This window comes from Actinomyces sp. oral taxon 169 (assembly GCF_013394715.1).
Lineage (GTDB): Bacteria > Actinomycetota > Actinomycetes > Actinomycetales > Actinomycetaceae > Actinomyces.
The window spans coordinates 496,907-521,415 of the sequence record NZ_CP058259.1 but is presented as its reverse complement, the minus strand read 5'-3'; the positions used below and the strand labels follow the sequence as shown (position 1 = coordinate 521,415).

General features: G+C 65.6%; 19 protein-coding genes and 1 pseudogene. 7 read left to right on the top strand and 13 right to left on the bottom strand.

Annotated features, from left to right (window positions below):
• Nucleotides 1-23: 23 nt before the first annotated feature.
• A complete protein-coding gene (gene dacB / locus HW274_RS02185) occupies nucleotides 24-1,415 on the bottom strand; it encodes a D-alanyl-D-alanine carboxypeptidase/D-alanyl-D-alanine-endopeptidase (protein WP_075253507.1) in 1,392 nt (463 codons plus the stop codon).
• A 235-nt stretch (nucleotides 1,416-1,650) separates the two neighbouring features.
• On the opposite strand from dacB, the gene HW274_RS02180 reads away from it, so the two are divergent.
• Complete coding sequence (locus HW274_RS02180; protein WP_010614423.1) at nucleotides 1,651-2,151, top strand: inorganic diphosphatase; 501 nt, start codon at nucleotides 1,651-1,653, stop codon at nucleotides 2,149-2,151.
• A gap of 59 nt (nucleotides 2,152-2,210) precedes the next feature.
• Here HW274_RS02180 and HW274_RS02175 read toward each other — a convergent pair whose 3' ends face one another.
• On the bottom strand, nucleotides 2,211-3,611 hold the full coding sequence (locus HW274_RS02175) for an NlpC/P60 family protein (RefSeq protein ID WP_260679149.1): 1,401 nt from the start codon (nucleotides 3,609-3,611) through the stop codon (nucleotides 2,211-2,213).
• A gap of 823 nt (nucleotides 3,612-4,434) precedes the next feature.
• Here HW274_RS02175 and HW274_RS02170 point away from each other — a divergent pair.
• The 3 genes from HW274_RS02170 (at nucleotide 4,435) to HW274_RS02160 (ending at nucleotide 10,064) form a co-directional block, all read left to right on the top strand.
• Nucleotides 4,435-5,853: an O-acetylhomoserine aminocarboxypropyltransferase/cysteine synthase family protein gene (locus HW274_RS02170; RefSeq protein ID WP_075253508.1), complete on the top strand. Its 1,419-nt coding sequence runs from the start codon at nucleotides 4,435-4,437 to the stop codon at nucleotides 5,851-5,853.
• An 11-nt stretch (nucleotides 5,854-5,864) separates the two neighbouring features.
• Complete coding sequence (locus HW274_RS02165) at nucleotides 5,865-7,085, top strand: homoserine O-acetyltransferase (protein ID WP_075253509.1); 1,221 nt, start codon at nucleotides 5,865-5,867, stop codon at nucleotides 7,083-7,085.
• Nucleotides 7,086-7,322: 237 nt separating this feature from the next.
• On the top strand, nucleotides 7,323-10,064 hold the full coding sequence (locus HW274_RS02160; protein ID WP_075253510.1) for a sialidase family protein: 2,742 nt from the start codon (nucleotides 7,323-7,325) through the stop codon (nucleotides 10,062-10,064).
• 465 nt (nucleotides 10,065-10,529) lie between these two features.
• Here the strand turns inward: HW274_RS02160 and HW274_RS02155 are convergent, their stop codons facing one another.
• Nucleotides 10,530-10,784 (bottom strand): Txe/YoeB family addiction module toxin, encoded by a 255-nt coding sequence (locus HW274_RS02155; protein ID WP_075253511.1) that lies wholly within the window; start codon nucleotides 10,782-10,784, stop codon nucleotides 10,530-10,532.
• Nucleotides 10,784-11,035 carry a type II toxin-antitoxin system Phd/YefM family antitoxin gene (locus HW274_RS02150; protein ID WP_075253512.1) on the bottom strand — a complete coding sequence of 84 codons (252 nt, stop codon included), beginning with the start codon at nucleotides 11,033-11,035 and terminating at the stop codon, nucleotides 10,784-10,786. The genes HW274_RS02155 and HW274_RS02150 overlap by 1 nt, the downstream gene beginning before the upstream one ends.
• 209 nt (nucleotides 11,036-11,244) lie before the next feature.
• Here HW274_RS02150 and HW274_RS12735 point away from each other — a divergent pair.
• Nucleotides 11,245-11,529, top strand: a pseudogene (locus tag HW274_RS12735) (HigA family addiction module antitoxin); the annotation flags it as partial.
• A gap of 401 nt (nucleotides 11,530-11,930) precedes the next feature.
• Nucleotides 11,931-12,791, top strand: coding sequence for a family 16 glycosylhydrolase (locus HW274_RS02140; protein ID WP_185989097.1), 861 nt, complete (start codon nucleotides 11,931-11,933; stop codon nucleotides 12,789-12,791).
• A 69-nt stretch (nucleotides 12,792-12,860) separates the two neighbouring features.
• On the opposite strand, the gene HW274_RS02135 is transcribed toward HW274_RS02140, so the two are convergent.
• From HW274_RS02135 to HW274_RS02095, 9 genes are all read right to left on the bottom strand, one after another.
• Complete coding sequence (locus HW274_RS02135; RefSeq protein WP_185989096.1) at nucleotides 12,861-14,465, bottom strand: Na+/H+ antiporter; 1,605 nt, start codon at nucleotides 14,463-14,465, stop codon at nucleotides 12,861-12,863.
• Nucleotides 14,466-14,809: 344 nt separating this feature from the next.
• Nucleotides 14,810-15,097, bottom strand: a complete 288-nt coding sequence (locus HW274_RS02130) for a helix-turn-helix domain-containing protein (RefSeq protein ID WP_009395767.1) — start codon at nucleotides 15,095-15,097, stop codon at nucleotides 14,810-14,812.
• A gap of 297 nt (nucleotides 15,098-15,394) precedes the next feature.
• Nucleotides 15,395-15,685 carry a toxin gene (locus tag HW274_RS02125; RefSeq protein WP_185989095.1) on the bottom strand — a complete coding sequence of 97 codons (291 nt, stop codon included), beginning with the start codon at nucleotides 15,683-15,685 and terminating at the stop codon, nucleotides 15,395-15,397.
• Complete coding sequence (locus HW274_RS02120) at nucleotides 15,672-15,944, bottom strand: ribbon-helix-helix protein, CopG family (RefSeq protein WP_185989094.1); 273 nt, start codon at nucleotides 15,942-15,944, stop codon at nucleotides 15,672-15,674. Before HW274_RS02120 ends, HW274_RS02125 begins: the two co-directional genes overlap by 14 nt.
• Before the next feature lie 580 nt (nucleotides 15,945-16,524).
• Nucleotides 16,525-16,896 carry a PH domain-containing protein gene (locus HW274_RS02115; RefSeq protein ID WP_185989547.1) on the bottom strand — a complete coding sequence of 124 codons (372 nt, stop codon included), beginning with the start codon at nucleotides 16,894-16,896 and terminating at the stop codon, nucleotides 16,525-16,527.
• A 1,075-nt stretch (nucleotides 16,897-17,971) separates the two neighbouring features.
• Nucleotides 17,972-19,015 carry a hypothetical protein gene (locus HW274_RS02110; RefSeq protein WP_185989093.1) on the bottom strand — a complete coding sequence of 348 codons (1,044 nt, stop codon included), beginning with the start codon at nucleotides 19,013-19,015 and terminating at the stop codon, nucleotides 17,972-17,974.
• 182 nt (nucleotides 19,016-19,197) lie between these two features.
• Nucleotides 19,198-19,887, bottom strand: coding sequence for a hypothetical protein (locus HW274_RS02105; protein ID WP_185989092.1), 690 nt, complete (start codon nucleotides 19,885-19,887; stop codon nucleotides 19,198-19,200).
• Between the two features lie 111 nt (nucleotides 19,888-19,998).
• Complete coding sequence (gene ychF, locus HW274_RS02100) at nucleotides 19,999-21,084, bottom strand: redox-regulated ATPase YchF (protein WP_185989091.1); 1,086 nt, start codon at nucleotides 21,082-21,084, stop codon at nucleotides 19,999-20,001.
• Nucleotides 21,085-21,165: 81 nt separating this feature from the next.
• A complete protein-coding gene (locus HW274_RS02095) occupies nucleotides 21,166-22,716 on the bottom strand; it encodes an esterase family protein (RefSeq protein WP_070512802.1) in 1,551 nt (516 codons plus the stop codon).
• A 442-nt stretch (nucleotides 22,717-23,158) separates the two neighbouring features.
• Here HW274_RS02095 and HW274_RS02090 point away from each other — a divergent pair, with 442 nt between their 5' ends.
• Nucleotides 23,159-24,439, top strand: coding sequence for a DNA recombination protein RmuC (locus tag HW274_RS02090; protein WP_075253516.1), 1,281 nt, complete (start codon nucleotides 23,159-23,161; stop codon nucleotides 24,437-24,439).
• Nucleotides 24,440-24,509 lie beyond the last annotated feature (70 nt).

Genomic DNA, 24,509 nt, shown 5'->3' with positions numbered 1-24,509 from the left:
CGCTGAACACGCCGCCGCACCCCTCACGAGCAGCCGCAGGAGGCCAGGGGCGCCACAAAGTGGTTGTCCATCGCGGCTGCGACCGTCTCGCTGGTGCCGGCGGGGATATTATTGGCCAGGATCGCGAAGGCCAGCTGGCGCCCGTCGGCGGTCGTGACGACCCCGGCCAGGGAGGCGGTCTGCTCCAGCGAGCCGGTCTTGGCGCGCACCGTCCCGGCCGCGGCGGTGTCGTGCAGGCGTTTGCCCAGGGTGCCGTCCAGGGCGCCGACGGGCAGGTCGGCGATGAGGGTGCGCCCGGCCGAGCCGCCCTCGCCTCCGGCGGCCTTGGTCATGATCTGGGTCAGGAGCCTGGCGGGGACCTTGTTGCCCTTGGCCAGCCCGGAGGAGTCCAGGAGCGTCACCCCGGAGGTGTCGAAGCCGTCCTTGCTCAGCTGGGCGAGCACGGCCTTGGAGGCCCCGGCGAAGTCGGTGGTCTCCTTGGCGTGCGCGGCCACGAGCCGCCCCTCGACCTCGGTCATCGTGTTGTCAGAGGTCTTGAGCGACACAGAGAGGATGTCGGACAGCGGGGCGGAGGAGACCGAGGCCACCTCCCGGGCGCTGCCGGAGGCTGCGGCGCGCGTCGGCTCGCCGTCGACCGTGATGCCGGCCTCGCTCAGGTGCTTGGCGAAGGCCTGGGCGGCCTCCATGGCCGGGTCCTCCGGGTAGCCCTGGTTCTGGGTGGCCGAGACATTCACCATGATCGGCTGGATCTTGGCCACGTATTGCTCGTTTCCGGCCTCCCACTTCTCGTTCCACTGGGGGCCGGTGAACAGGGTGTCGTCCAGGCGCAGGGAGACCGACGTCACCCCCTGCGACTTGAGCTTCTCGGCGGTGGCTCGGGCGAGGTCGCCCAGGCCCGCGTGGCCGGCCGTGGCGTTCGGGTCGCCCTCATTCTCGGCCAGCAGCACGTCACCGCCGCCCACGAGGGTCAGGGTCTGCCCCTCCAGGACGGCCTTGGTCTGGAGAGTGTGGCCCGGCCCCATAGAGGACAGGGCGGCCCAGGCGGTGAGCACCTTGTTGGTGGAGGCCGGCGTCACCCCGGAGGCGGCCGAGCGGTCCAGCAGCTCCTCGCCGGTGGCGATATCGACGACGGAGGCCGTCACGTTCCCCCCGGTCAGGGCGGCGTCGGAGACCACGCCCTGGATGTAGCCGTTCAGGGCAGCCTTGGAGGGCGTGGGAGCCCCCTGGTCCAGGCCGGAGGGGGCGGTGGTCTTGGCGCTGGGGGCGGCCGGCGTCGGGAAGGGCCGGGGGGCGACGTCGGCGTAGGCGACCGTCACCGGGCCGGGCAACAGGTCGAGAGCATCGCCCAGGCTGTAGTAGCCGCAGAAAACCAGCAGGCTCGCCGCCGTCAGGGCAGCGGTCTGGACCTTGCGCATACGTCCTCCGGACTGGGTTGTGGACAGGCTGGGATGGCCTGTATATCAAGTGGGTGGGGCGCCCAGGAGGTTACTGCCACCCGTGCACCGACGTGCAGAGTACGCGTTTACCGGCCTCAGGCGCTGTCGTGCGCCACACTAGTGCCATCAATACCCGCCCCGCCGGATCGACGCCGACCACCAGGTGCCGCTCCAGCGCCCAACGAGCTGAAGACACGAGCGAAGGAGGCTCCCCGTGGAGTTCGACGTCACGATTGAGATCCCCAAGGGCAACCGCAACAAGTACGAGATCGACCACGAGACCGGCCGAATCCGCCTGGACCGCATGCTCTTCACCTCGACGCGCTACCCCGACGACTACGGCTACATCGACGGGACCCTCGGCGAGGACGGCGACCCCCTGGACGCGCTGGTCCTGCTGGAGGAGCCGACCTTCCCCGGCTGCGTCATCCGCTGCCGCGCGCTGGGCATGTTCCGCATGCGCGACGAGAAGGGCGGCGACGACAAGGTCCTGTGCGTGCCCAGCGCCGACCAGCGCGCCTCCTGGCGTACCGACATCGAGGATGTCTCGGAGTTCCACCGCCTGGAAATTCAGCACTTCTTCGAGGTCTACAAGGACCTCGAGCCCGGCAAGTCCGTCGAGGGCGCCCACTGGGTGGGCCGCGAGGAGGCCGAGGAGGAGATCCGTCAGTCCTTCCAGCGCGAGGCCGACCGGGTCGCCCGCGAGGGCCACTGACGCGCACCAACCGCACGGGGCGGGGCGGGGCGTCATACGCGCTCCGCCCCGCCCCCGTTTTAGAGGCGCACCGCGTAGGGCATGATGCCGGAGTAGCGCATGGAGGTGACGCGCACGGTCATGCCGAAGGTCGGCGCCTCGATCATCGTGTCGTCGCCCAGGTAGATGGCCACGTGGTAGATGCCGGACTGGCTGCCGTCGGAGGACCAGAAGACGAGGTCCCCGGGCTGGGCGGCGTCGAGCGGGACCAGGGAGCCCTCCCCGTACTGCACGCGTGAGGAGTGCGTGAGCTCCACGCCGGCGGCCGCGTAGGAGACCATCGTCAGCCCGGAGCAGTCCAGGCCCGCGGCGGACTCCCCGGCCCACACGTAGGGGGTGCCGAGGTAGCCCATGGCCGCGTTGATGGCGGTGGAGGCGGCGCTGCCGGAGCGCGACGGCGCGGGCGCAGGCTCCGGGGCCGGAGCGGGTGCCGGAGCGGGTGCAGGTGCGGTGTCCTCTTCGGCCGCCTCGGGCTCCGGCTGGGAGGTGGTGGCGGGTTCCTGGGCCGAGGACTGCTGGCCCGGGCTGAGCCGGCTCGCCTGCTCCTGTGGAGCGGGGGCCGACTCCTGAGGCTGGGCGGCGGCCTGCTCGGCCTGCTTCTGGGCGAGGTCGGCGGCGGCCTTCTCCGAGGCTGCCTTGGCTGCGGCCTGGGCGGCGGCCTCCTCGCGGGCCTTGCGCTCGGCCTCGACCTGGTTCTGGTACTTCGTCTCCAGATCGACGGTGGTGTTGCGCTGCGCGGCCAGCTGGGTGATGAGGTTCTGGCGGTTGGTGCGGGTGGTGGTGACGGCGCTCTGGGCCTCGTTGGCGGCGGTCTCGGCGTCGGTCTTGGCGGTCTCGGCGGAGGTCTTGGCGGTCTCCTTGGCCTTGACCTTCTGGTCGGCGATGGTCTGCATGCTCGTGGCCACCGCCTCGAGGGCCTCGACGTTCTGGACCTTGGCGTTGTTCTTCTCCCCGGCCCGGGTCAGGGCGACGTCGGCGTCGGCCAGGTCCGCCAGCGACTCGCTGGTCAGGTACGGGGTGAGCGGGTCGAGCGGGTTGCCGCTCTCCTGATAGGTCTGCACGACGATCGAGCCGAGGTCGGAGCGGGCCGACGTAGTGCTGGAGGCGGCGGAGTCGGCATTGGCCTGGGCGGTCTGGGCGTCCTTGGTGGCCTTGTTGAGCTCGTCGACGGCGGCCAGGTAGTCCTCATTGGCGGACTGAGCCTTGATCTGGGCCTCCTCCAGGTTGCTGCTCTCCTGGGCGAGCCGGGCCTCCAGGGAGGCGATGGAGGTGGAGGTCGAGCGCTCGGAGGCCTTGGAGCGATCGATGTCGCTCTGGTCCACGGGGTCGGCCAGCACCGACGGCGCCAGGGTGCATGCCAGGGCCACCACTGCGGTGGCGACGACACCGTGTCCGTGCCGTCTTGAGGGGATCGGGCTCACAGGGGTTCTCCGTCGTGATGGGGCTGAACGTGAGGATGACGCCTCACCCGGGGACCGACGCCGGTCCGCCGTCGGGATCCGTTCCACGGAATCAGGGGGCGCGGAGCGGATCAGGGGACGAAGACGGCAGGCAGCGTCAGCCCGGATGCGACAAAGCCACACTAGTCGCTTTGGTCCCATCTGAAAACAGAATTCACACTATTCGCAATCGTAACTTACGTCCCTGTAGTTAGCAGGTTGTGCCTGCATTGACGGGACTTGCGGCCGACGTCATATGTCTGTGACCGATATGGCATCCGGCACAAATGACCGTTTGTGCAGGTCAGTGCGGGTTTAATCGGCCGGATCGTCGCTTAGGAAAGGCGGTCGACCGCGCCGTCACCTCCCCGCGGCACGGGGGCGTCGCAAAGGCGCCACACCGACGCCACACCCGCGCCGAGCCCTCACCGCAGCCGCATGGCGGACGCCCGTTTGGACCACCTGCGGAGGAAACCGCTAAAGTCGGAGCATGTTCCGTCGTCCTGAGGCCCTTCGGCCGGACAACCCCACCACGGGGCGAATGCGCAGCTGACGCGCACGCCGCCGTCGGCCCACGTGCGCGTCCCCGCCCTCACCCGCACCATCACAGAAGTTGCAGCACGGTGACGGCGGACGACTCAGCACCACGACGCCTCGCCCCCTCCTGCTGCCGGGCCGGCTCCGACGCCGGCCCCAGCGGACCCCGGGCAGCCGCCACCAGCGCGCCGCAACCGCCGGCGCGAGGCAGGCACCACTCGTGACGCTGACATCGCCGCCGGTCACTGGGAATCACCAAGGAGCCCTCATGACCGACCAGCACCCCGCCCCCGAGGCCGCCCCCCAGAGCGCGGAGCCGATCCCCTCCCCCACCAGCCCGGCGGGCTGGCGCTTCGAGACCAAGCAGGTCCAGGCCGGGCACGACCCCCTGGCCGAGCCCGCCCACGCCCGGGCCATCCCGATCTACCAGACCTCCTCATACGTCTTCGAGTCGGCCGAGCAGGCGGCCGCCCGCTTTGCCCTGAGTGACCTCGGCCCGATCTACACGCGCCTGAACAACCCCACCAATGACATCGTCGAGCAGCGGATCGCAGCGCTGGAGGGCGGCGTCGGGGCGCTGCTGACGTCGTCGGGTCAGGCGGCCACGACCCTGGCCCTCCTGACGCTGGGCGGGGCCGGGGACAACATCGTGGCCTCACCCTCCCTGTACGGCGGCACCACGAACCTGCTCACCCACACCCTGCCGCGCCTGGGCATCGAGACGCGCTTCGTGGACAACACGGGCGACCCGGCGGCCTGGGCAGCGCTGGCCGATGAGCGCACCGTCGCCTTCTTCGGGGAGTCGATCCCCAACCCGCGCGGCGACATCCTGGACATCGAGGCGATCGCGGCGGCCGCGCACGAACTGGGCATCCCACTGGTCGTGGACAACACGGTGGCCTCACCCTTCCTGACCCGCCCCTTCGAGTGGGGCGCCGACATCGTGGTGGCCTCGGCAACGAAGTTCCTGGGCGGGCACGGCTCCTCCGTGGCGGGCGTGATCGTGGACTCCGGCAGCTTCGACTTCGCCGCCCAGCCCGAGCGCTTCCCGGGCTTCAACACGCCCGACGAGTCCTACCACGGCCTGGTCTACGCCAGGGACCTGGGCGTGGGCAGCCCGCTGGGCGCGAACCTGGCCTTCATCCTCAAGGCGCGCGCCGAGGGCCAGCGCGACCTCGGCTTCGCGCTAGCACCGCACTCGGCCTTCCTCATCGCCCAGGGCATCGAGACGCTCTCGCTGCGCATGGAGCGGCACGTGGACAACGCCCTGGCGGTGGCCACCTGGCTGGAGGGGCGCGACGACGTCGCCTCGGTGCGCTACTCGGGGCTGGCCTCCAGCCCCTACTACGAGCGGCACCGCAAGTACTGTCCGCGCGGGGCGGGCTCGATCCTCACCTTCGACCTGGCCGGCGGGCGCGAGGCGGGGGCGGCCTTCATCGACGCCCTGAGCCTGTTCTCCAACCTGGCCAACATCGGGGACGTGCGCTCCCTGGCGATCCACCCGGCCACCACGACACACTCCCAGCTCGACGACGCCGGCCTGGCCGCGGCCGGGATCACCGCCGGGACCGTGCGCCTGAGCGTGGGGATCGAGCACATCGACGACATCCTGGCCGACCTCGAGCGCGGCCTGGCGGCGGCCCGGGCCGTCGGGGCAGGCGAGCCGAGCGCGGCGGCCGGGGCCTGAGGCGGTCTGTCATGAGTGCGACCACGTCCTCCTCCTACCCCGTCTCCAGCGGCAGCGCCGAGACTGAGCCGGCCGCCTACGGCGTCGGGACGGCCTCCTCCAAGCTGGTGGACCGCATGGCCGGCTCCCCCACGGGCGCCTGGCGGCCCGGCGACGAGCCGGGGCATCGCCGGTTCCTGGAGATCGGGGACCTGCCCCTGGAGTCCGGGGAGGTCCTGCCCAACACGGTCCTGGCCTTCGAGACCTGGGGGGAGCTCAGTCCGCAGCGCGACAACGCAGTCCTCGTACTGCATGCCCTGACCGGCGACTCCCACGTCACCGGTGAGGCAGGGCCCGGGCACCCGACGCCGGGCTGGTGGTCGGACCTGGTGGGGCCCGGGCGGGCCATCGACACCGAGCGCTACTTCGTCGTGGCCGCCAACATCCTGGGCGGCTGCCAGGGCTCGACGGGGCCGTCGTCGACGGCGCCGGACGGGCGCCCCTGGGGGTCGCGCTTCCCGTGGCTGACCACGCGCGACGCCGTCGAGGCTGAGGCGCGCCTGGCCGACACCCTGGGGATCGAGGTCTTCCACCTGGTCATCGGGGCCTCGCTGGGCGGGCACCGGGCCATCGAGTGGGGGGTCACCCACCCGCAGCGGGTGCGCAACCTGGCGCTGGTGGCCACCGGCGCCTCAACGACCGCCGACCAGCTGGCCTGGTGCCACCTGCAGGAGCTGGCGATCGTGGCCGACCCCTTCTTCTTCGACGGCGACTACTACTCCCACTCGGTCGGGCCGGTGCGGGGGCTGGGCCTGGCGCGGGCGCTGGCCCACACGACCTACCGCAGTGCCGCCGAGCTGGACGAGCGCTTCGGGCGGCGCCACCAGGGCGAGGAGGACCCGGCGGTAGGCGGGCGCTACCAGGTGGAGTCCTACCTGGACTACCACGCCGGCAAGCTGCTGGCGCGCTTCGACGCCAACACCTACCTCATCGTCACCCACTCGATGATGGTGCACGACGTCGGCACGGGGCGCGGCGGCATCGAGGCGGCGCTGGCGAGGGTGCTGGCGCGCACGCTCGTGGTGGATGTGGACTCCGACCGGCTCTTCCTGCCCGCCCAGGCCGAGGAGCTGGCCGGAGGCATCCCCAGCGCGAGGCGCGAGACCATCAGCTCCCTGCACGGGCACGACGGCTTCCTCATCGAGGCCGAGCAGATGGACACGATCCTGCGCGACTTCCTGGCCGACGCATAGACACCGACAAAAACTTCAGAAACGACGCGGCTCCGGGTCGATTCTGAAGTTTTTGTCGGTTTGTCGAAGTGTGTGGCACGCGCCGCGCCGTCAGAGGCCGAGCGGTCGGCCGTCGGCGACTCGCCCGGCTTTGCAGAATCGAGATATTCCGTTACCTTATCGTGAGACGTCTGACATCTACCGTCTACGTCTCCTGTTGAAGGCAAGGCCGCCTCGGCACCCTAGAACGGAACACCTATGACATCGCACAGTCCTTTTTCCCGGAGGCGCCTGCCGGCCCTCCTGGGCTCCCTGCCACTGGCCGCTACCGGCCTGATCGCCGCCGCGCCCCCGGCGCACGCCGTCCCCACGTCTGACGGTCTGGCCGACGTCACCATCACGCAGGTGAACGCGCCCGCGGACGGCCTCTACTCCGTCGGCGACGTCATGACCTTCAACATCACCCTCACCAACACCAGCGGTGAGGCCCACTCCTACGCCCCGGCCTCGACGAACCTGTCTGGGAACGTCTCCAAGTGCCGGTGGCGCAACGTCCCCGCCGGGACGACCAAGACCGACTGCACCGGCCTGGCCACGCACACGGTGACCGCCGAGGACCTCAAGGCCGGCGGCTTCACCCCGCAGATCGCCTACGAGGTCAAGGCCGTGGAGTACGCCGGGAAGGCTCTGAGCACCCCGGAGACGATCAAGGGCGCGACGAGCCCGGTCAAGGCCACCTCGCTGCGGGTCGAGTCGATCACGCCGTCGTCGAGCCAGGAGAACTACAAGCTGGGCGACACCGTCACCTACACGGTGCGCGTGCGCTCGGTGTCGGACAAGACGATCAACGTCGCCGCCACCGAGTCCTCCTTCGACGACCTGGGCCGCCAGTGCCACTGGGGCGGCCTCAAGCCGGGCAAGGGCGCCGTCTACAACTGCAAGCCGCTCACCCACACGATCACGCAGGCCGACGTCGACGCCGGCCGCTGGACGCCGTCGATCACCCTGACGGCCACCGGAACCGACGGCGCCGCCCTCCAGACGCTCACCGCCACCGGCAACCCGATCAACGTCGTCGGCGACCACCCGCAGGCCACGCCCGCCCCGGCGCCCGACGCGAGCACCGAGCTGCCGGCCTCGATGAGCCAGGCCCAGCACCTGGCCCCCAACACTGCCACCGACAACTACCGCATCCCGGCGATCACCACCGCCCCCAACGGGGACCTGCTCATCTCCTACGACGAGCGCCCGAAGGACAACGGCAACGGCGGCAGCGACGCCCCCAACCCGAACCACATCGTCCAGCGCCGCTCCACCGACGGCGGCAAGACCTGGTCGGCACCCACCTACATCCACCAGGGCACGGAGACCGGCAAGAAGGTCGGCTACTCCGACCCGAGCTACGTCGTCGACCACCAGACGGGCACGATCTTCAACTTCCACGTCAAGTCCTACGACCAGGGCTGGGGCAACTCGCAGGCCGGCACCGACCCGGACAACCGGGGCATCATCCAGGCGGAGGTGTCGACCTCCACGGACAACGGCTGGACCTGGACGCACCGCACGATCACCGCGGACATCACGAAGGACAACCCGTGGACCGCGCGCTTCGCGGCCTCGGGCCAGGGCATCCAGATTCAGCACGGCCCCCACGCCGGGCGCCTGGTGCAGCAGTACACGATCAGGACCGCCGGCGGCGCGGTGCAGGCTGTCTCGGTCTACTCCGACGACCACGGGCAGACGTGGCAGGCCGGCACGCCGATCGGGACCGGCATGGATGAGAACAAGGTCGTTGAGCTCTCCGACGGCTCCCTCATGCTCAACTCACGCGCCTCGGACAGCTCCGGCTTCCGCAAGGTGGCCCACTCCACCGACGGCGGGCAGACCTGGAGCGAGCCCGTCTCCGACAAGAACCTGCCTGACTCGGTGGACAACGCCCAGATCATCCGGGCCTTCCCGAACGCTGCCCCGGACGACCCGCGCGCCAAGGTGCTGCTGCTGAGCCACTCGCCGAACCCGCGGCCGTGGTCGCGTGACCGCGGCACCATCTCGATGTCCTGCGACGACGGCGCCTCCTGGACGACCAGCAAGGTCTTCCACGAGCCCTTCGTCGGCTACACGACAATCGCAGTGCAGTCCGACGGCAGCATCGGGCTGCTCAGCGAGGATGCCCATGACGGCGCCAACTACGGCGGTATCTGGTACCGCAACTTCACGATGAACTGGCTCGGCGAGCAGTGCGGCCAGAAGCCGGCAGAGCCGAGCCCGGCGCCGTCGCCGACGGCGGCACCGTCGGCGGCACCGTCGGAGAAGCCCGCCCCGTCGGCCGCGCCGAGCATCGAGCCCACGCAGGCCCCGGCACCGTCCTCCGCGCCTGAGCCGAGCGCTGCGCCCGAGCCAAGCAGCACCCCGGCTCCGGAGCCCACAACCGCTCCGAGTACGGAGCCCACGCCGGCCCCGGCACCGAGTTCCGCACCTGAGCAGACCGACGGGTCGACCGCTGCGCCCGCACCGGAGGCCTCGTCTGCTCCGGCTGCTGAGCCGACGCAGGCCCCGACGGTGGCGCCTTCTGCTGAGCCCACGCAGGCTCCGGGTGCGCAGCCCAGCGCCGCGCCGTCGGAGAAGCCGGGGGCGCAGCCGAGCTCGGCCCCCAAGCCGGGTGCGACGAGTCAGGCGCCGTCGGTGGCGAACCCGAAGGCGACCGCGGCGGCGACACAGCCTGGGAAGCCGTCGTCGAGCGCGAACCCGGCACCGAGCCGGAGCGCGGCGGCACCGTCGAAGCCGGGCATGGAGCCCGATGAGATCGATCGGCCGTCTGACGGCGCCATGGCCCAGCCGACCGGTGGTGCCAGCACGCCGAGCGCCGTGCCGACGCAGGCGGCGAAGGCCGGCAGCAGGCTGTCTCGCACGGGGACCAACGCGCTGCTGGTCCTGGGCCTTGCGGGTGTCGCGGTTGTCGGCGGGTACCTGCTGCTGCGGGCTCGTCGCTCGAAGAACTGAACACTCGATGAGCCGGTCATCCGGCTCTGAGCGCTGACTGAGGGGTGGGACGCCGGCGCGCCCCACCCCTCAGTGCTGTCCTGGGCGGCGGAGCTGACCGCATCTGCAGCGCGGCCTGGCCTTCCTCAGGTGCAGAACGCCCAACGATGTCCAAATCGGATACAAAGGCCCAGAACGGGACGGAACCGGCGCGAAGAAACCGCATGATTCCAACGTTCTGTTTCCCGGGCCGGCGACATCGGGGCTCCTTTGTATCCGATTTGGACACCGACGCCCTCCAGCGCCCCTGCAATGCGGTCAAGTTCGGGCGCGAGAGTCCGTGAGAGCCTGTTCGTATGCGTCGAGCAGACGCCGGGCGTCTTGGGCGAGCAGAAGAGGAGGGCGGTCTCCTGCCGGCTCGCGTACTCCTCGGCCGACATGAGAACCGCTCGGCCGTTGTTCGAGACGACACGACCGCCTTCACTATCAGTAGTGGTAGCGAACTTGGAGAATCACCAGGTCATCACCAGCAACGAGGTACACGAGGCGATGCTCGTCAGTGATCCTTCGCGACCACGCACCCGAGGCGCCGTACTTGAGCCGCCCAGGTTTACCGATACCTCCGAAGGGATCGCGAAGGGCCGCATCGATGAGCGTGTTGACCCGTTTGAGGATCCGGCGGTCCGCCTTCTGCCAGTGCGTATAGTCCTCCCAAGCATACGGGTCCCATACGAGACGCATCAGTCCTCCTGGTCGAGGTCATGCATCTCCGTGTGGCCCGCACGAGCCCGGTCATACGCATCAAGAAGGCGTCGCGCGTTCTCAGGTGATCGGAACAGGTAGGCGGTCTCCTGCCAAGCAGCGTACTCGTCGGCGGGCATAAGAACAGCACTGCCCTTACGTGAAACAATCTCAACGGCGTCATGATCGGCGTTGACTCGCTCGATGAGCGGGTACAACGTCTTGCGCGCCTCGCTTGCACTGATAGACATCAGAGCACCTCCCCCCTCAGTCGTACCAGAATACGGTACCACCTGAGACGATACGCTGTAGGCTCTCTTACTCCCTCACACGGTCCGAGCAGCCACCTACTGCACCTCAACGGCCTCAGGAGCAGTCACCGGGACACTTCCTGCGAGGAGCTATCACTGAGGAGGTGCGAATGATGTAGAGCTCGTCGACTGCCACCGACACCGACCAGATCGACCCGATTCACCTGGGCGAGGTCATTATGGAGGACTTCATCGAGGGGTTCGGGCTCCCCCAGAACAAGCTCTCCACGACCATCGGCGCACCCCCGAGCCGCATCAACGAGATCGTGCACCGCAAGCGCGGCATCACCGCGGACACCGCTGTACGACTGGCCAAGCACTTCGGCACATCTGCCGAGTTCTGGATGAACCTGCAGAGCCACTACGAGCTCAGGCTTGAGCACCGGGCCCTGCGCGAGCAGCTGGACAGCATCGTGCCGCTGCAGTCGGGGGCGCAGACACCGCAAACGGCATACGTGACCGAGGCTCATACTCGGCGAGCGGGTACCTGCTACTGCGGGCGCCGCCCGAAGAACTGAACACACAACGAGCCGGCCATTCGGCTCTGAGCACTGACTGAGGGGGTGGGACGTCGGCGCGTCCCACCCCCTCACTGCGCGCCTTCACACCGAGAGTCCGTCCTCAGATTCCTCACAACCCATATCCCGTTCACGAGACGGGCTATTAATCGTCTTGTAGGATAACAACAATCGCAGGTCAACTTCTGCGTGATGACACGACCACGCCGGGCGAGCGCTCACATGGCACATACTCGCTGGCAGAGCAGGAGGTGACGCCGAGAATAAACCAGACAGTCACCGGGAATACCATTCGTGTAACTTGTAGAAGGAGAACAATGAGCCCTTTGACACGACGTTCACTGATCACCACCCTCGGACTGGGCGCCGGAGCCACAGCCGCAGGCCTACTCGCACCCACCACGGCGTTCGCAAGCACTCCATCGCGTTCCTTCAGCACCCTTGTCTTCGATGAGCAGTTCACGGAAGGCTCAGACTTCAGCGCCGCACGGTGGCGGGAGAAGGAACCTAAGGGCGACACCTACGTGGACTACGACTGGGGCGTCATCACGCATGACACCCACAGCGTGAGTGGTGGAGCGGGCCACCTGTTCTGGCGCAAGCGCTCAACTCCCAAGACCGGCTGGCAGAACAAGCACGACACGGGCAGAACCGTTCGTCACGTCAACGAGGCATCGCTGACCTCCGAAGGGCTCTTCTCCTTCGTGTATGGCTCCGTCGAGGTACGGGCGCGCTTCCCTCAGAGCCACCTCGGCCTGTGGGCCGGAATCTGGCTGAGGCCGGACGGGGCCGCGAACGGCGGAGAGATCGACATCGTCGAGACCTACGGGGGCGGCCGAGCCAAAGGAGTCGCCGAGTCGACGGTCCACTTCGACCAGTCCGGGAAGAACAAGAGCGGCAAGGGCATCAGCAACAAGCCGAACTTGAGCGCCTGGCACACCTACCGGATGGAGAAGACTCCGGAACGCATCACGTTCTTCTTCGACAACCAGCGATTCCACGAGGTACTGCGGTCCAACGACCAGCAGGCCTTCGATCGCTGCTTCGGCGCCAACACCCCCTACCACCTCCTTCTCATCACGCAGACGGGGAGCCACTACTGGGGGCAGCTGGACACCAGGAACTTCAAGGAAGCGCAGTTCGACATCGACTACCTGCAGGTCCGCTCCATGGACTAGCCGGTCAATGAAGGGGGTGGGGTGCGCCGGCACCCCACCCCCTCCTTGTCGTTCTTCACCCTTGCCCGCTCACTCGACGTCGAGGGGGCCGTTGATGTGGAGGGTCTCGGCGTCGAAGCGCCGGTTGACTCGCGAGGCGGTGGAGTCGTCGATGCGACCGGCGAAGCGCAGGCTGTGTACACGCTCGCGCAGGTGCTCGATGACAGCGAGCCGCAGGGCGCTCTCCTGGTCACCGTAGATGCGTGCCTCCTCCTCCGCGCTGGCGTTGCTCACGGAGTCGTGACGACGTACGTAGTCGGCGCGCACCGCCTCGATGGCTGTGTCGTCGTCGACGCCCGCGCGTTCGGCGATGGCATCGAGCTGGTTGATGGTGTCGGCGAGGATGTCAGCGAGGGCCTCGGTCTCCTGCGACTCGGCTGACTCGGCGGTCTGTGTGCCGGCCGAGGGCCTGGCGTTGGCCCAGCGGACCACGTAGGGCAGGGCGAGGCCCTGGATGAGGAGGGACAGGAGGGTCGCGCCGGCCACGACGAGGATGATGAGGTTGCGCTCGGCGTAGGCAGCGCCGTCGAAGGAGGTCGGGATGGACAGTGCCATCGCCAGTGAGATCGCGCCGCGGAAGCCGGCGACCGTGGAGACGATGCGGCCGCGGATGTTGGTGCGGCGCAGGCGCTGCTCGGGGCGGCGGTCGAGGGCGCGGATGGAGTAGATGATGAGGTGCTGGCCTGCGAACCTTCCCGCGACCATGGCGATGTAGATGATGGGGATGAGGATGAGGCCGCGCACGAGGTCGGCGCGAGGGAGCTCGGCAACGATGCCGGGGAGTGCCACCCCCACCATGACGAAGAGGATGGTGTTGAGGATGTGGGTGAGGATCGTCCAGAAGGGGATGCCGAGGACTCGGGAACCCAGGGACATGTGCGGGGCAGCGAAGCGGGAGATGACGATGCCGCAGGTGACGACGGCCAGCACACCCGAGCCGCCGATCTCCTCGGCGACGAAGAAGGTGAGGAACGGCGTGGCCAGGGCGGTGATCGTCGCCAGCATGGGGTCGTCGGTGATGGTGCGGACCCGGATACCGATCTTCGTGACTGCCGCACCGACGAGGACTCCTGCACCGATGCCTCCCCCGAAGGACAGGAGGAGCTGCTGTGTGACGAGACCGAAGGTGACGCCGGAGGAGTCCTGCGCAGCTTGGAGGGCGATGGCGAAGATGACCAGGGCGGTGCCGTCGTTGAGGAGTGACTCGGCTTGGAGGACGGTGCGGCCGTTGGGGTTGATGCCTCGTCCCAGGCTGGAGACGGCGGTGGCGTCGGTGGGGCCGAGGCAGGCTCCGATGAGGAGAGCGGCTCCCACGCTCAGCCCCGTGAGGACGCCGATGAGGGTGATGAGGGCAGCCGTGATGGCGACAAGGACCGTGGCGCTGAGGATGATGCCGCGCAAGCTTCGCCGCATGCGGTTGAGGGAGACAGACAGTGACTCCCAGTACAGGAGGATCGGCAGGAAGATCGTGAGCACCACGGTGCTGGGCAGGGACATCTCCTCCCCCACCGGGAGCAGGGCGACGCCCACGCCGGCGGCGATGAGAAGTACTGGTGCGATGAGGCGGAACCTGTTGGCGATCGCGTAGGCGACAACAGAGGCGCCGATGAGGGCGACGATCATCTCGATTGTCATGAGGCTGCCGGGTTCCCTTCCTGGGATGAGTGTGGCGGGCGGGCTGCGGTCGGCCCGAAAGAGGGGCGCAGTCAGCCGAGCTCGGGGCCAGGCCTGTGTCAGGTCCGGGTCAGGACTGCGCCCGGCTGGGCCTGGGCCGGAGTCCAAACCGCGCGCAGCCTACAGACGCTTCCTTCGGTGCCCCTGGGGATACTCGATTCGCGTGTGTGACCTCTGTTCACATCCGGCGAGGTAGGTGGGGTCGTAGAGAAAGGTGGTGGAGACCTGGCCGCGCGATCGGGTGAAGTGCGCTTGGCCGACCAGACGGTGGGAGCCATGGGCATCGGAGACGACCTCGATAGTGGTCATCGGGCGCGCTTTCTAGTGAGGCGGCCGGCGCGGAGGCGGCCAATGTCGCTGGCCAGGGGATCGGCCGCGTCGACAAGCTGGTCGAGGATGCCCAGGGCGCGCAGCACCTGGGTGACGCTGTTGAAGCTGACGTTGGGGTTGCCCGACTCGATCTTGCGCAGAGTGTCACGAGTGATACCCGCTCGCTCGGAGACCTGCTGCGCTGTCAGGCCGAGCACCATGCGCCACCCCCGCACGTGCTCTCCGAACTCCGTCACCTGACGGTTGATCCTGTAGCCCGACATGTCTCTCCGTTCACTATGGCGACCATAGTAGCCCGAACTGAGAGTTGTGGCGATGTTGCTCGTCATATGGTTCAGCGAACTTGGGGTGGACAACGGTTGCGGCAACTGAAGATCGTTCCCCGGACGCCTGGGCCGCTCGCTGGCGGGTTGTTCAACCTCGCAGTTCAGGGGCAGGGCATGGCGGCCCAGCCCAGCGAAGGCTAGCCGGCAATGACCTGGTCCTGAACGAGGCGACGACGACGGAGCAGACGGCTCCGGTAGCCGTGCGATCAGCAACGAGAAGCCGACCCGAATCGGTCAGACCACAGAGGAGTCGGCTCCACCTGGCCGAATCTCACGCATGAACTGCTTTCGAGCCTTCATAGCATGAATCAGCAGTTCATAGCCGTCGTCGAAAACAAGGACCACGAGCTCCAGCACTCTTCCGGACTCATCGACGCCAAGAACAAGCCATCGACGCGGATCATCCTCATCGTCCAGAGGGCGCGAGTTCAACACATGACCGTAAGCGTGCCACAGATCCTCATCGCCGAGATGGTCCTTCACATAGTGCTTGCGGGCAGACCGATGGATATCAGGCTGCGGCATGAGCCCATTGTTTGACAGCGGCCCGCACGGCCTCCGAACGGTTCGCAATCCCCTCATCAGCGGCACGCTTCAGCAACGCAGCAAGAAGCTCCTCGTCGAGTCGGACAGTCACAACCGCGCCAGACCCCCGCCCGATTGGCGGGCGCCCGGGAGTAGGACGGGGCAGCTGCTGAAGGTCGTAGCCGGCTTCAGCCTCGTCCGCCCAGGCCTGGATCTGCTCGTCACTCACGCGACGTCCGTGGAGAAGGTGCTCACCCATGGCAATATCGTATACGAAACTCGGTCGCAGAGTCTTCCTCTCTACCGCAATACTCAACAGCCAGTCGCCACCACCGAGCCAGACAACGACCCCGCGCTCTGCCAGCCCGCGGACGCTTCTGAGCTACTACCAGCGGTCGACCTTCGCTGCCCCACAAGGCGGCGATCTGCCAGCCGACGAACCTGCAGCCTCGGCTCAAGAGCGGCTTCGAGGTGTCCCCTCATTGGCCGCAACTCGGGCGAGTCCTTTCAGCAAGCCTTCCGCGGCCCGACCTCCACAGAGATCCAGCCCGCCGATGGCCAGCCGGTCGTGACCTCATCCTGAGCAAGAGGCAACCGCAGCGGGTCGCGGCTACCCGCAACCGCGCGATCAACTACGACTACGCGGTGAATGCAGAACTGCCGGCGATCGGCACGCCGATCCGCCGATACCGTCTGCAAGGTCGGCTGACGCAGCCTAACTCTCCGCCCGACGTTCTTCATGCAGTTCAGCGTGCTCGACTCCCGCACGCACTGGCGGCCTGCCGCCGCAAAGACGAGGTGAGGGCTTCCCATAGTGCTGGCGCCACAGTCGCCGATGCTCAGTGAGACATGAGAACGCAGGCCGAGATAAGCCTATCGATCTTGCGGACATCGATCTGAGCCCCAAGCTTGATCTTGATGTGACCCGCCCGCGTCCACAGTTCGACTTCAGAGTTCACGTCGAATGTTCCCGCGTTCTCGGTCGACCACATGTTGATAGCACTGTAGGGCAGCGAGTAGATCTCCACCTTCCGACCGGTCAGGCCTTGAGCATCACGGACAATCAACCGCTTCGAGGTGAACACAGCTGAGTCGCGCATCGTCTTGAACGCAGCGTACGGCTGCTCCCCTTGAACAAGAACGCCGAGGACGTCCTGAGGAATCGGAACCTCAGCCAAGAAGGTCCACGTAGCCACCGAAGCCATCTCCATACCCATGTTGTCGCCTCACTGAGAATAATGATCACTGGAAACCCAGCTCGCTTTGAACACGGACATTACCAAACGACATCTCGGCACCCCAAAGACACAAATATACATCTTTTGATTGCTGTAATATATATACCGCAATTGATAAAATACTTGAGTGAGTTTATAGCATTACCTTGGACTCAACTCAACCTCAACCCCATCCCCACAGGCAAATCTGCGGTGTACACGACTATTCGGGGGCAGGCGGGCCCACTGATCCTTACGCTAGGTCTACGGACCGGACGACAACTCCCTGAGATCCGAAACCCCAACTCCACTTCACCACAAGGCGAGAAAATAGCGGCCGGGACGAATACGACGATCGTGAAGTTCTCGACTTACCCTCTGTCTAATCACCGGAAGAACAACGCACGCGACTACCTGCCGAGTTCTGAATGGTAAATGCGTTCAGATAAGCAGGACGGAGAATCGAGCGGAATCTGCATGATATCGAGAACCCAACTGAACCCAAAACTGAGATCAAGATCTACACCTAACTTCAGAAGGGGACCGACGCAATCTCCCAACGATTCAACTCACCGGAATTCGCATTCACGCCTGGACAGCAGAGGCCGACTTAACCCCGACTCCCATCAACAAGACCAATATATACACCCCCCGATACGAACAGTGCACAACCTTGAGGAGTACAACCCTCTCATTGCCTCACATACACTTCCACAACCCTTCCATGCAAATGGAAGATATCTTCAACTAGGACTTCATCACTCAGCCGAAGTTACAAAAACATCAAACCCCCGAGGTAGGTTAATACGATCCTTATCAGCAATCAGGCCCACAGCCAAACAAAATCGTAATTTCGCTCACCATAAAACCTCAGAGCTTACCCCAATACAACTACATAAAGACTCAGATGCATACCTTAAGAAGACAATTTTCCCCGCGTTACAAACGACTATAATATCGTCATCGTCCATGTCGAACTTCTGGACACGAACCGATTTGCACACAAACTATGCAGCAGAACTGTATATCAGTTAAGACGCCCAATCAGGCCGATCAGCTTTCTAGACAATCAACCCAAACCGCCTAGAGATCCATATTCGTTTCCGACGCAGCTAAATTCGTCACCGTAGCATTTTCGACCGGCTTCATTTTCCGTGAATACAGACTTCACAGTATGTCCAGCATCTCTTTTCACATGAGCTGATTTTCGAATATTCCATGACATCCCAATCGTGGACACAGCTATTACCGCACCAACATACCATATACGAACAGATGTAGTGTTCAAATCCAACGTAGTGAATGCTCGTGCAGCAACGAGGGGGAGGTGGTCTCGGACAAAACCAGGCGCGCTAGCATCCGATATAGAATCCATTTGCGACACAAGAAGAGAATTATCGAGCAAGTACCTTTCACTCAGTTTGGCACATAAACTAAATGGATCTACATGCAGTTCAAGAGCAAAAATTGCGGCCAGTATGTCGAACAGCAGAACTGGCATGACACTCTTATAGAAGACATTTTCTATTCCTTTTACAGCATGACACGAAGCTGTGCACAATCCCAGCAATAATCCTGCAACACCAAAAGAGGCGGGAAGCTTTAACAGGACACTTCCATCAAACATTATCGATGACGAGAACTCGTTTGTTGGACGAGCAAGGCTAAACACCAACGGAGCCATCGAGGCAGACAAAGAACCAATCACCCCACCGACTCCTACATAGTTGCTCAGATGCACTAAGATGGATTTAATGTCAATTCTCCATGTAATTACTCTTGTTATTCGAAGCGCAAGAAAACATACAAGCAGCACCCCTAAAGGAGCTACAATTGAAGACAAAGAGACGACCGAAATAAACCCAAGGACGGCCGTTACTATTTCCGCCGTCAAGGGATCCACCAATAGCGCATATGGAAGTACTAGCAGCACTAAGATGCTAACTGATAAGAATGCCGTTAGATAGATTAATAGGAGCGGATTACTAAAGAACTTGCGAAATCTACTTACATCGACCCCTTCACTCCATCCTTTTGGCGCTATTGAATTAAAGAGGGCGGGTAGTCTACCGCTTAATCTTTCGGAAAATTTACCGATTTGCTTCGAAATCACTTTACTTCTCTCGCAAGCCATTATTTTAAAGCGCGTTATTCTCATGCTCCTCTATCGTGATTCTAGTATCTAGCTACATTTATATGAACACCATTCAACGGCGGTGATTCACTGTGTGCCTCATGCGTTCGTTAGCGGCAACTTTCGAAAATACCTACGCGGGTGACATCAATCAATCTACGCTAGTCTAGTGAAACCCAAACTGGACTTCCGCAGACTAAAGGCGCTTCATTATTCTGAACTTCAACATAGTGAACATGCATTAAAATATCCCAAGTACTTCGGAGTCCCTGCCCTCTAAGAACTCCGTCGTTAAAACAGTATCTGAGCAATCCGCTAACTTTCGAATTATTCAAAATCACAGTCTCCTCCGCCCCTACCGAAGCAGCAATGCTGGAAAGTATACTGGAGTACGCACCGTAATCTGACGGCCACCACGTGCTTTTATATGCCCTCTTTTCTGGGATGCCGCCTTGTTTGCGAAAGTTTCTTCTATCACCATAAGCGAATATCCGAATACTCTCGGTCTCATCTCCAACCCACCAAACGACATTCCGAATCGGATCTTCGTCAACGATGCCGAAACGCCACATGTTTCCAAACGTTGCGCTAGTGCGAATAAGCAGATACTTGCCGACAGCAGGCAGTTCCTGAGTGTATAGTGAGTTATTCTTTAATAGGAAATTTCCAACATCAGTGAGACGCTCCCTTTCGCTTTTTTTGCCGGATTCCCTGGATCCCCCGGAACCCGCAATGGAAAAGCCTCCCCCTTTGATTTCCGATGAGAGTCCAAAATTGTCAACCTTCTGCATCGAATAATACCAGAGATCTTTATCGATCACTTGAATTTCGATGGGAGTAAGTTCACTCAAGTCACACCTTCCATTCTAAATCTCACTAAAAGTACTGTCGACTTAACTTTTGGATGCACAGAAATCCAAAACATTTGAACTTCACAATCAAGGTCGAAGACGACCTACTCATTACACATTAAACCTAAACTCCACGACATCACCGTCAGCCATAACGTAGTCCTTTCCTTCCATGCGCACTCGGCCGTGAGCGCGGGCTTCGGCAACGCTGCCGTACTGGACCAGGTCATCGTAACTCACGATCTCGGCCTTGATAAAGCCTCGCTCGAAGTCCGTGTGGATGACACCGGCTGCCTGGGGCGCCGTCGCGCCCTTGCGGATCGTCCACGCGCGGGACTCCTTCTCCCCCACCGTCAGGTACGTCTGCAGCCCCAGGGTGTCGAACCCGACCCGGGCCAGCTTGTCCAGGCCGGACTCCTCCTGCCCATTGTCGTGCAGCATCTCCGCCGCCTCCTCGGGCTCCAGCTCCACGAGCTCGGCCTCGAACTGGGCGTCCAGGAAGATCGCCTCCGCCGGCGCCACCAGCTCGCGCAGCTCGGCCTGGCGGGCCTCGTCGCTCATTCCGGCGTCGTCCATGTTGAACACGTAGATGAACGGCTTGGTGGTCATGAGCTGGAAGGTCTTGAGCACCTCCGCATCAATCCCGGCCGCCTCCGCCCCGGCGGACAACAGCGTCCCCTCCTCCAGGACCTTGAGGGCCGCCTGCGCCGTCTCCAGCACCACCGGCTCCGTCTTCTTGCCCCGCACCTCCTTCTCCAGGCGCGGGATCGCCTTCTCCAGGGTCTGCATGTCCGCCAGCACCAGCTCGGTGCTGATCGTCTCGATGTCCCCGGCAGGCTCCACCTTCCCATCCACGTGGACCACGTCCGGGTCCTCGAAGGCGCGCGTCACCATGCAGATGGCGTCCGCCTCGCGGATGTTGGCCAGGAACTGGTTGCCCAGCCCTTCCCCCTCGCTGGCGCCGCGCACGATCCCGGCGATGTCCACGAAGGAGACCGTCGCCGGCACCACCCTCGCGGAGTGGAACAGCTCGGCGAGCTTGTCCAGGCGCGCATCCGGCAGGGGCACAACCCCCACGTTCGGCTCAATGGTCGCGAACGGGTAGTTGGCGGCCAGGACGGTCGCGCGGGTCAGAGCATTGAACAGGGTGGACTTGCCGACGTTGGGCAGTCCGACGATTCCGATGGTAAGTGCCACGCAGCAGAGTTTAGACGGCCCCTGTGACACTGTGCGCCCCGACGGCGCCCCCGAGGCCGGGGCACGCCGTCGGCACCCCGCTTACTTACCGGCTCTCTCGTTCACCCGGACCGAGGCCCGCAGGTCACGCCACGAGGTGTAGAAGCCCCCGCTGGCGTTGGCCCCGATCCCGGCCGTCACCGCGACCAGACCCGCAGCCACCAGGATCACCACGACGCGCCCCAGGATAGCGCCGCCCAGCCGCGCCACCGACCGCTTGCCGCCCTCGCGCCGTCGGCCCCAGCGAGGCGACCAGAACATGACCACCCCCAGCGCCCCCAGCGAGGCGACCACGGCCACGATGATCGTGCCCAGACCGTTGATCTCGAAAGGCATGGCGCGCACCGGCGAGACCGACCCCACCACGCGCTGGTCCTTGGGCGTCTCCGACAGGGGCTTCACGCCGGCGGCGGTGGCCTTGGCCCAGGTATCGCCCTGGGGCGCCGTCACGCCGGCCGCCTTGAACACGGCCGGGTCCGAGCCCCACCATGTCAGCAGCGACGGGAAGTAGTTGTTCCACAGGGTCCAGGAGTGCCCGCCCGAGGCCGGGGTGTCCACCGTCAACGAGTCCGGCTTGCGCACCGCGTCATCCATGAGCCAGGCGGCCCGGGCCGCACCGGAGGAGTCGTCCTGCGCCCCCAGGACGTAGAAGCGCATGCCGTCGGGCTTGCGCTTCCCCAGCATGGTGGACAGCCCGTTCTGCGCCTGGAGCGTCTTGCCGCTGTGCGCCAGCGAGCCCTCACCGGGCAGGTCGTAGGAGGACATGACCCCCACCGCGCCGAAGCGCTGCGGGACGTCGTAGGCGGTGCGGGCCGCGCAGTAGGCTCCCGCAGAGATCCCCATAATCATCCAGCCGGCCCGCTGTGTGGTGACGTTGGGGAAGGTCGCCTGGATCATGCGGGGAATCTCCTCCGCGGTCCAGGTCCCCACGGCCGGGCGACCGGCGATGTTGACGCAGTCGGGCTGGCCGCCGTCCACGTTGAGCGAGGGGAACACCAGGATCGACGGCGGGATGCGGCCGGCGTCGATCGCCTCCTGGAGCCGCTGAGGTGAGGCGATGCCCGTCACCATGGACTGCGGGGAGCCGACCCAGCCGTGGAGCCCCTCGAGGACGTTGTAGGTGCGGCCGTCGTCGGGCCGGTAGCCCGCCGGCAGGACGACGCGCACCGGCAGCTTGATGCCGCTGACCGGGCCGGTCCAGGTGGCCTCCTTCGAGCCGTCGCCGACGTCGTGGAAGGAAGCCTTCCAGGTCGCGGCCGGGACGGCATCGTAGGCGGATGCCTGCGGCAGGGGCGCGATGCGCGAGGTGACCTGGGTGCGAGGGGTCAGGGCTTTGACGACGTCGCCGACGTTGCGCACGTAGTGCATGGGCCGGTTGATGAGCAGGCCCCCAAGCACGATGACGAGCACCACCGGCACACTCACCATGACGGTGCGCGCCGTGTAGCGGCCCACGGCCCGCAGCGCCGTGCGCAGCGTGGGGCGGGCGAGTCGGGTGGGACTGTCCGCGCTGCTGGCGCGCGTGGTGGCCGGAACAGTTCGCGGCAGAAGGACCGCGGCGACGATGGTGGTCAGAACGGCAAGGACCAGCACGACTGCGATCGTTCGGAGGCTGGTCAGCGGGATGCTGCGCAAGAGGCTCACGTCCGATAAGCATGGCACCACCTACCCAAATACCCATCATCCAGGAGTCGTAGAAGGACCGTGCTCTTGGTCTCCTCTCCTCCGCCGTAGGCAGGATCGGGCAGGCCCCAGGACTGTTGCCCCAGGTCCGAATGGTCGGTTGGTACATGCCCGGGAGAAATATGTCCGACGACGCCGCAGCAGCGGGCCGGTGGGCCGGATCGGCGAGCAGGCGGGTGGGCCGGATCGGCGGGTCAGGGCGGAGCCGGATCGGCGAGGCGGGGTCGTGCCGGTCCGTTCGACGGACGGACGGGCCGGCCGAACCAGCCAGGCGGGGCGATCTGCGCAGGCGTGGCTCCGTGGGGCTTAAGGGCGCCGAATAGATGTCGCACCTCTGGGGCACCATCGGTTCATGAGCTCCTCAGCGGTCCTTCTTCCCATCCTGCTGCTCCTCGTCGGCCTGGCGATCGGAGCGGTCATCGGCTATCTCGGTGCGCTCACCCGGCGCACCACCGCGCACCAGTCGGACGGTGAGCAGGTGGCCGAGCTGCGGGCGCAGGCCGCCCAGTGGCAGGCCCGGGCCGAGGAGCTGTCCTCGCGCACCCAGGTGGCCGAGGAGCGCGCCGAACGGGACGGCTCCGTGCTGCGGGCGCTCGCACCCGTGCGCAGCCAGCTGGAGCAGGTGGGGGCCCGGGTGGAGTCCTTGGAGAAGCAGCGGGCCGAGCAGCACGCGGCCCTGGCCGAGCAGCTGCGGGCCACCGCCCTGCGCGAGCAGGACCTGGCCCGCTCCACGGCATCCTTGGAGGGGGCGCTGCGCTCACGCTCGGCGCGCGGCATGTGGGGTGAGGTCGAGCTGGCCCGGGTCCTGGAGGCCTCCGGGATGATGCGGCACGTGGACTTCTCCGAGCAGCGCACCATCGGGGCTCTGGTCCAGCGGCGCGGTGGCTCGGCCGGCCCACCGGGCGCAGTGGGCTCAGTGGGCTCAGCCTCCGGTGAGGGGGCTGCCGGCCGCTCCCGGCCCGACGTCGTCGTCCATCTGCCCGGGGAGGGCTACCTGGCCGTGGACGCGAAGGCGCCCATGGACTCCTACCTGGCGGCCACCGCCGTCCAGGGCTCCGGCCCCGAGGACGAGGAGCGGCGCGGGCAGCTTCTGGAGGCTCACGCCAGGGCGCTGCGCGGACACGTCGATCAGCTCGCCGCGCGCCGTTACGACCGGGCCCTGGGGGACTCCCCCGAGCTCGTGGTCCTCTTCGTCCCGGCGGAGGCGGTGCTCTCGGCCGCCCTGGAGGCGGACCCCGCGCTCCTGGAGCACGCGCTGGGGCGCGGCGTCGCCCTGGCCTCACCCGTGTCGCTGCTGACCCTGCTGCGCACCTGCGCCACGGCCTGGGCCCGCACCGCCGTCAACGACGACGCCCGCGAGCTGCTGGAGCTCGGTCGCACCCTCTACGAGCGCCTGGGGACCGTCGCCGGTCACCTCGACGCCCTGGGCGGGGCCCTGCGGCGCAGCGTCACCGCCTACAACAAGGCGGTCGGCTCCATGGAGAACCGTCTCCTGGTGACCGCCCGGTCCTTGGAGACTCTCGGGGAGCAGGTGGACTCCCCCACGCTCATCAGTGCCGACGCCGCCCAGGTACGCACCTTCACAGCGCCCGAACTCACCACCGACGGGCACCCGGCCTCCACCACGGCGTAACGCATGCCACACTCTCAGTCCGTGACGATTGACGCTTCCATGGCGTCTATCAGACAGCGTTGCCTGCTGT

What these genes read in the sequence shown, in the direction of transcription:
- HW274_RS02170 (WP_075253508.1), top strand. Translation starts at nt 4,435, where the DNA reads ATGACCGACCAGCACCCCGCCCCCGAGGCCGCCCCCCAGAGCGCGGAG.
- dacB (WP_075253507.1), bottom strand. Translation starts at nt 1,415, where the DNA reads ATGCGCAAGGTCCAGACCGCTGCCCTGACGGCGGCGAGCCTGCTGGTT.
- HW274_RS02150 (WP_075253512.1), bottom strand. Translation starts at nt 11,035, where the DNA reads ATGTCTATCAGTGCAAGCGAGGCGCGCAAGACGTTGTACCCGCTCATC.
- HW274_RS02135 (WP_185989096.1), bottom strand. Translation starts at nt 14,465, where the DNA reads ATGACAATCGAGATGATCGTCGCCCTCATCGGCGCCTCTGTTGTCGCC.
- HW274_RS02155 (WP_075253511.1), bottom strand. Translation starts at nt 10,784, where the DNA reads ATGCGTCTCGTATGGGACCCGTATGCTTGGGAGGACTATACGCACTGG.
- HW274_RS02125 (WP_185989095.1), bottom strand. Translation starts at nt 15,685, where the DNA reads ATGCCGCAGCCTGATATCCATCGGTCTGCCCGCAAGCACTATGTGAAG.
- HW274_RS02165 (WP_075253509.1), top strand. Translation starts at nt 5,865, where the DNA reads ATGAGTGCGACCACGTCCTCCTCCTACCCCGTCTCCAGCGGCAGCGCC.
- HW274_RS02120 (WP_185989094.1), bottom strand. Translation starts at nt 15,944, where the DNA reads ATGGGTGAGCACCTTCTCCACGGACGTCGCGTGAGTGACGAGCAGATC.
- HW274_RS02160 (WP_075253510.1), top strand. Translation starts at nt 7,323, where the DNA reads ATGACATCGCACAGTCCTTTTTCCCGGAGGCGCCTGCCGGCCCTCCTG.
- HW274_RS02130 (WP_009395767.1), bottom strand. Translation starts at nt 15,097, where the DNA reads ATGTCGGGCTACAGGATCAACCGTCAGGTGACGGAGTTCGGAGAGCAC.
- HW274_RS02115 (WP_185989547.1), bottom strand. Translation starts at nt 16,896, where the DNA reads ATGGAGATGGCTTCGGTGGCTACGTGGACCTTCTTGGCTGAGGTTCCG.
- HW274_RS02090 (WP_075253516.1), top strand. Translation starts at nt 23,159, where the DNA reads ATGAGCTCCTCAGCGGTCCTTCTTCCCATCCTGCTGCTCCTCGTCGGC.
- HW274_RS02140 (WP_185989097.1), top strand. Translation starts at nt 11,931, where the DNA reads ATGAGCCCTTTGACACGACGTTCACTGATCACCACCCTCGGACTGGGC.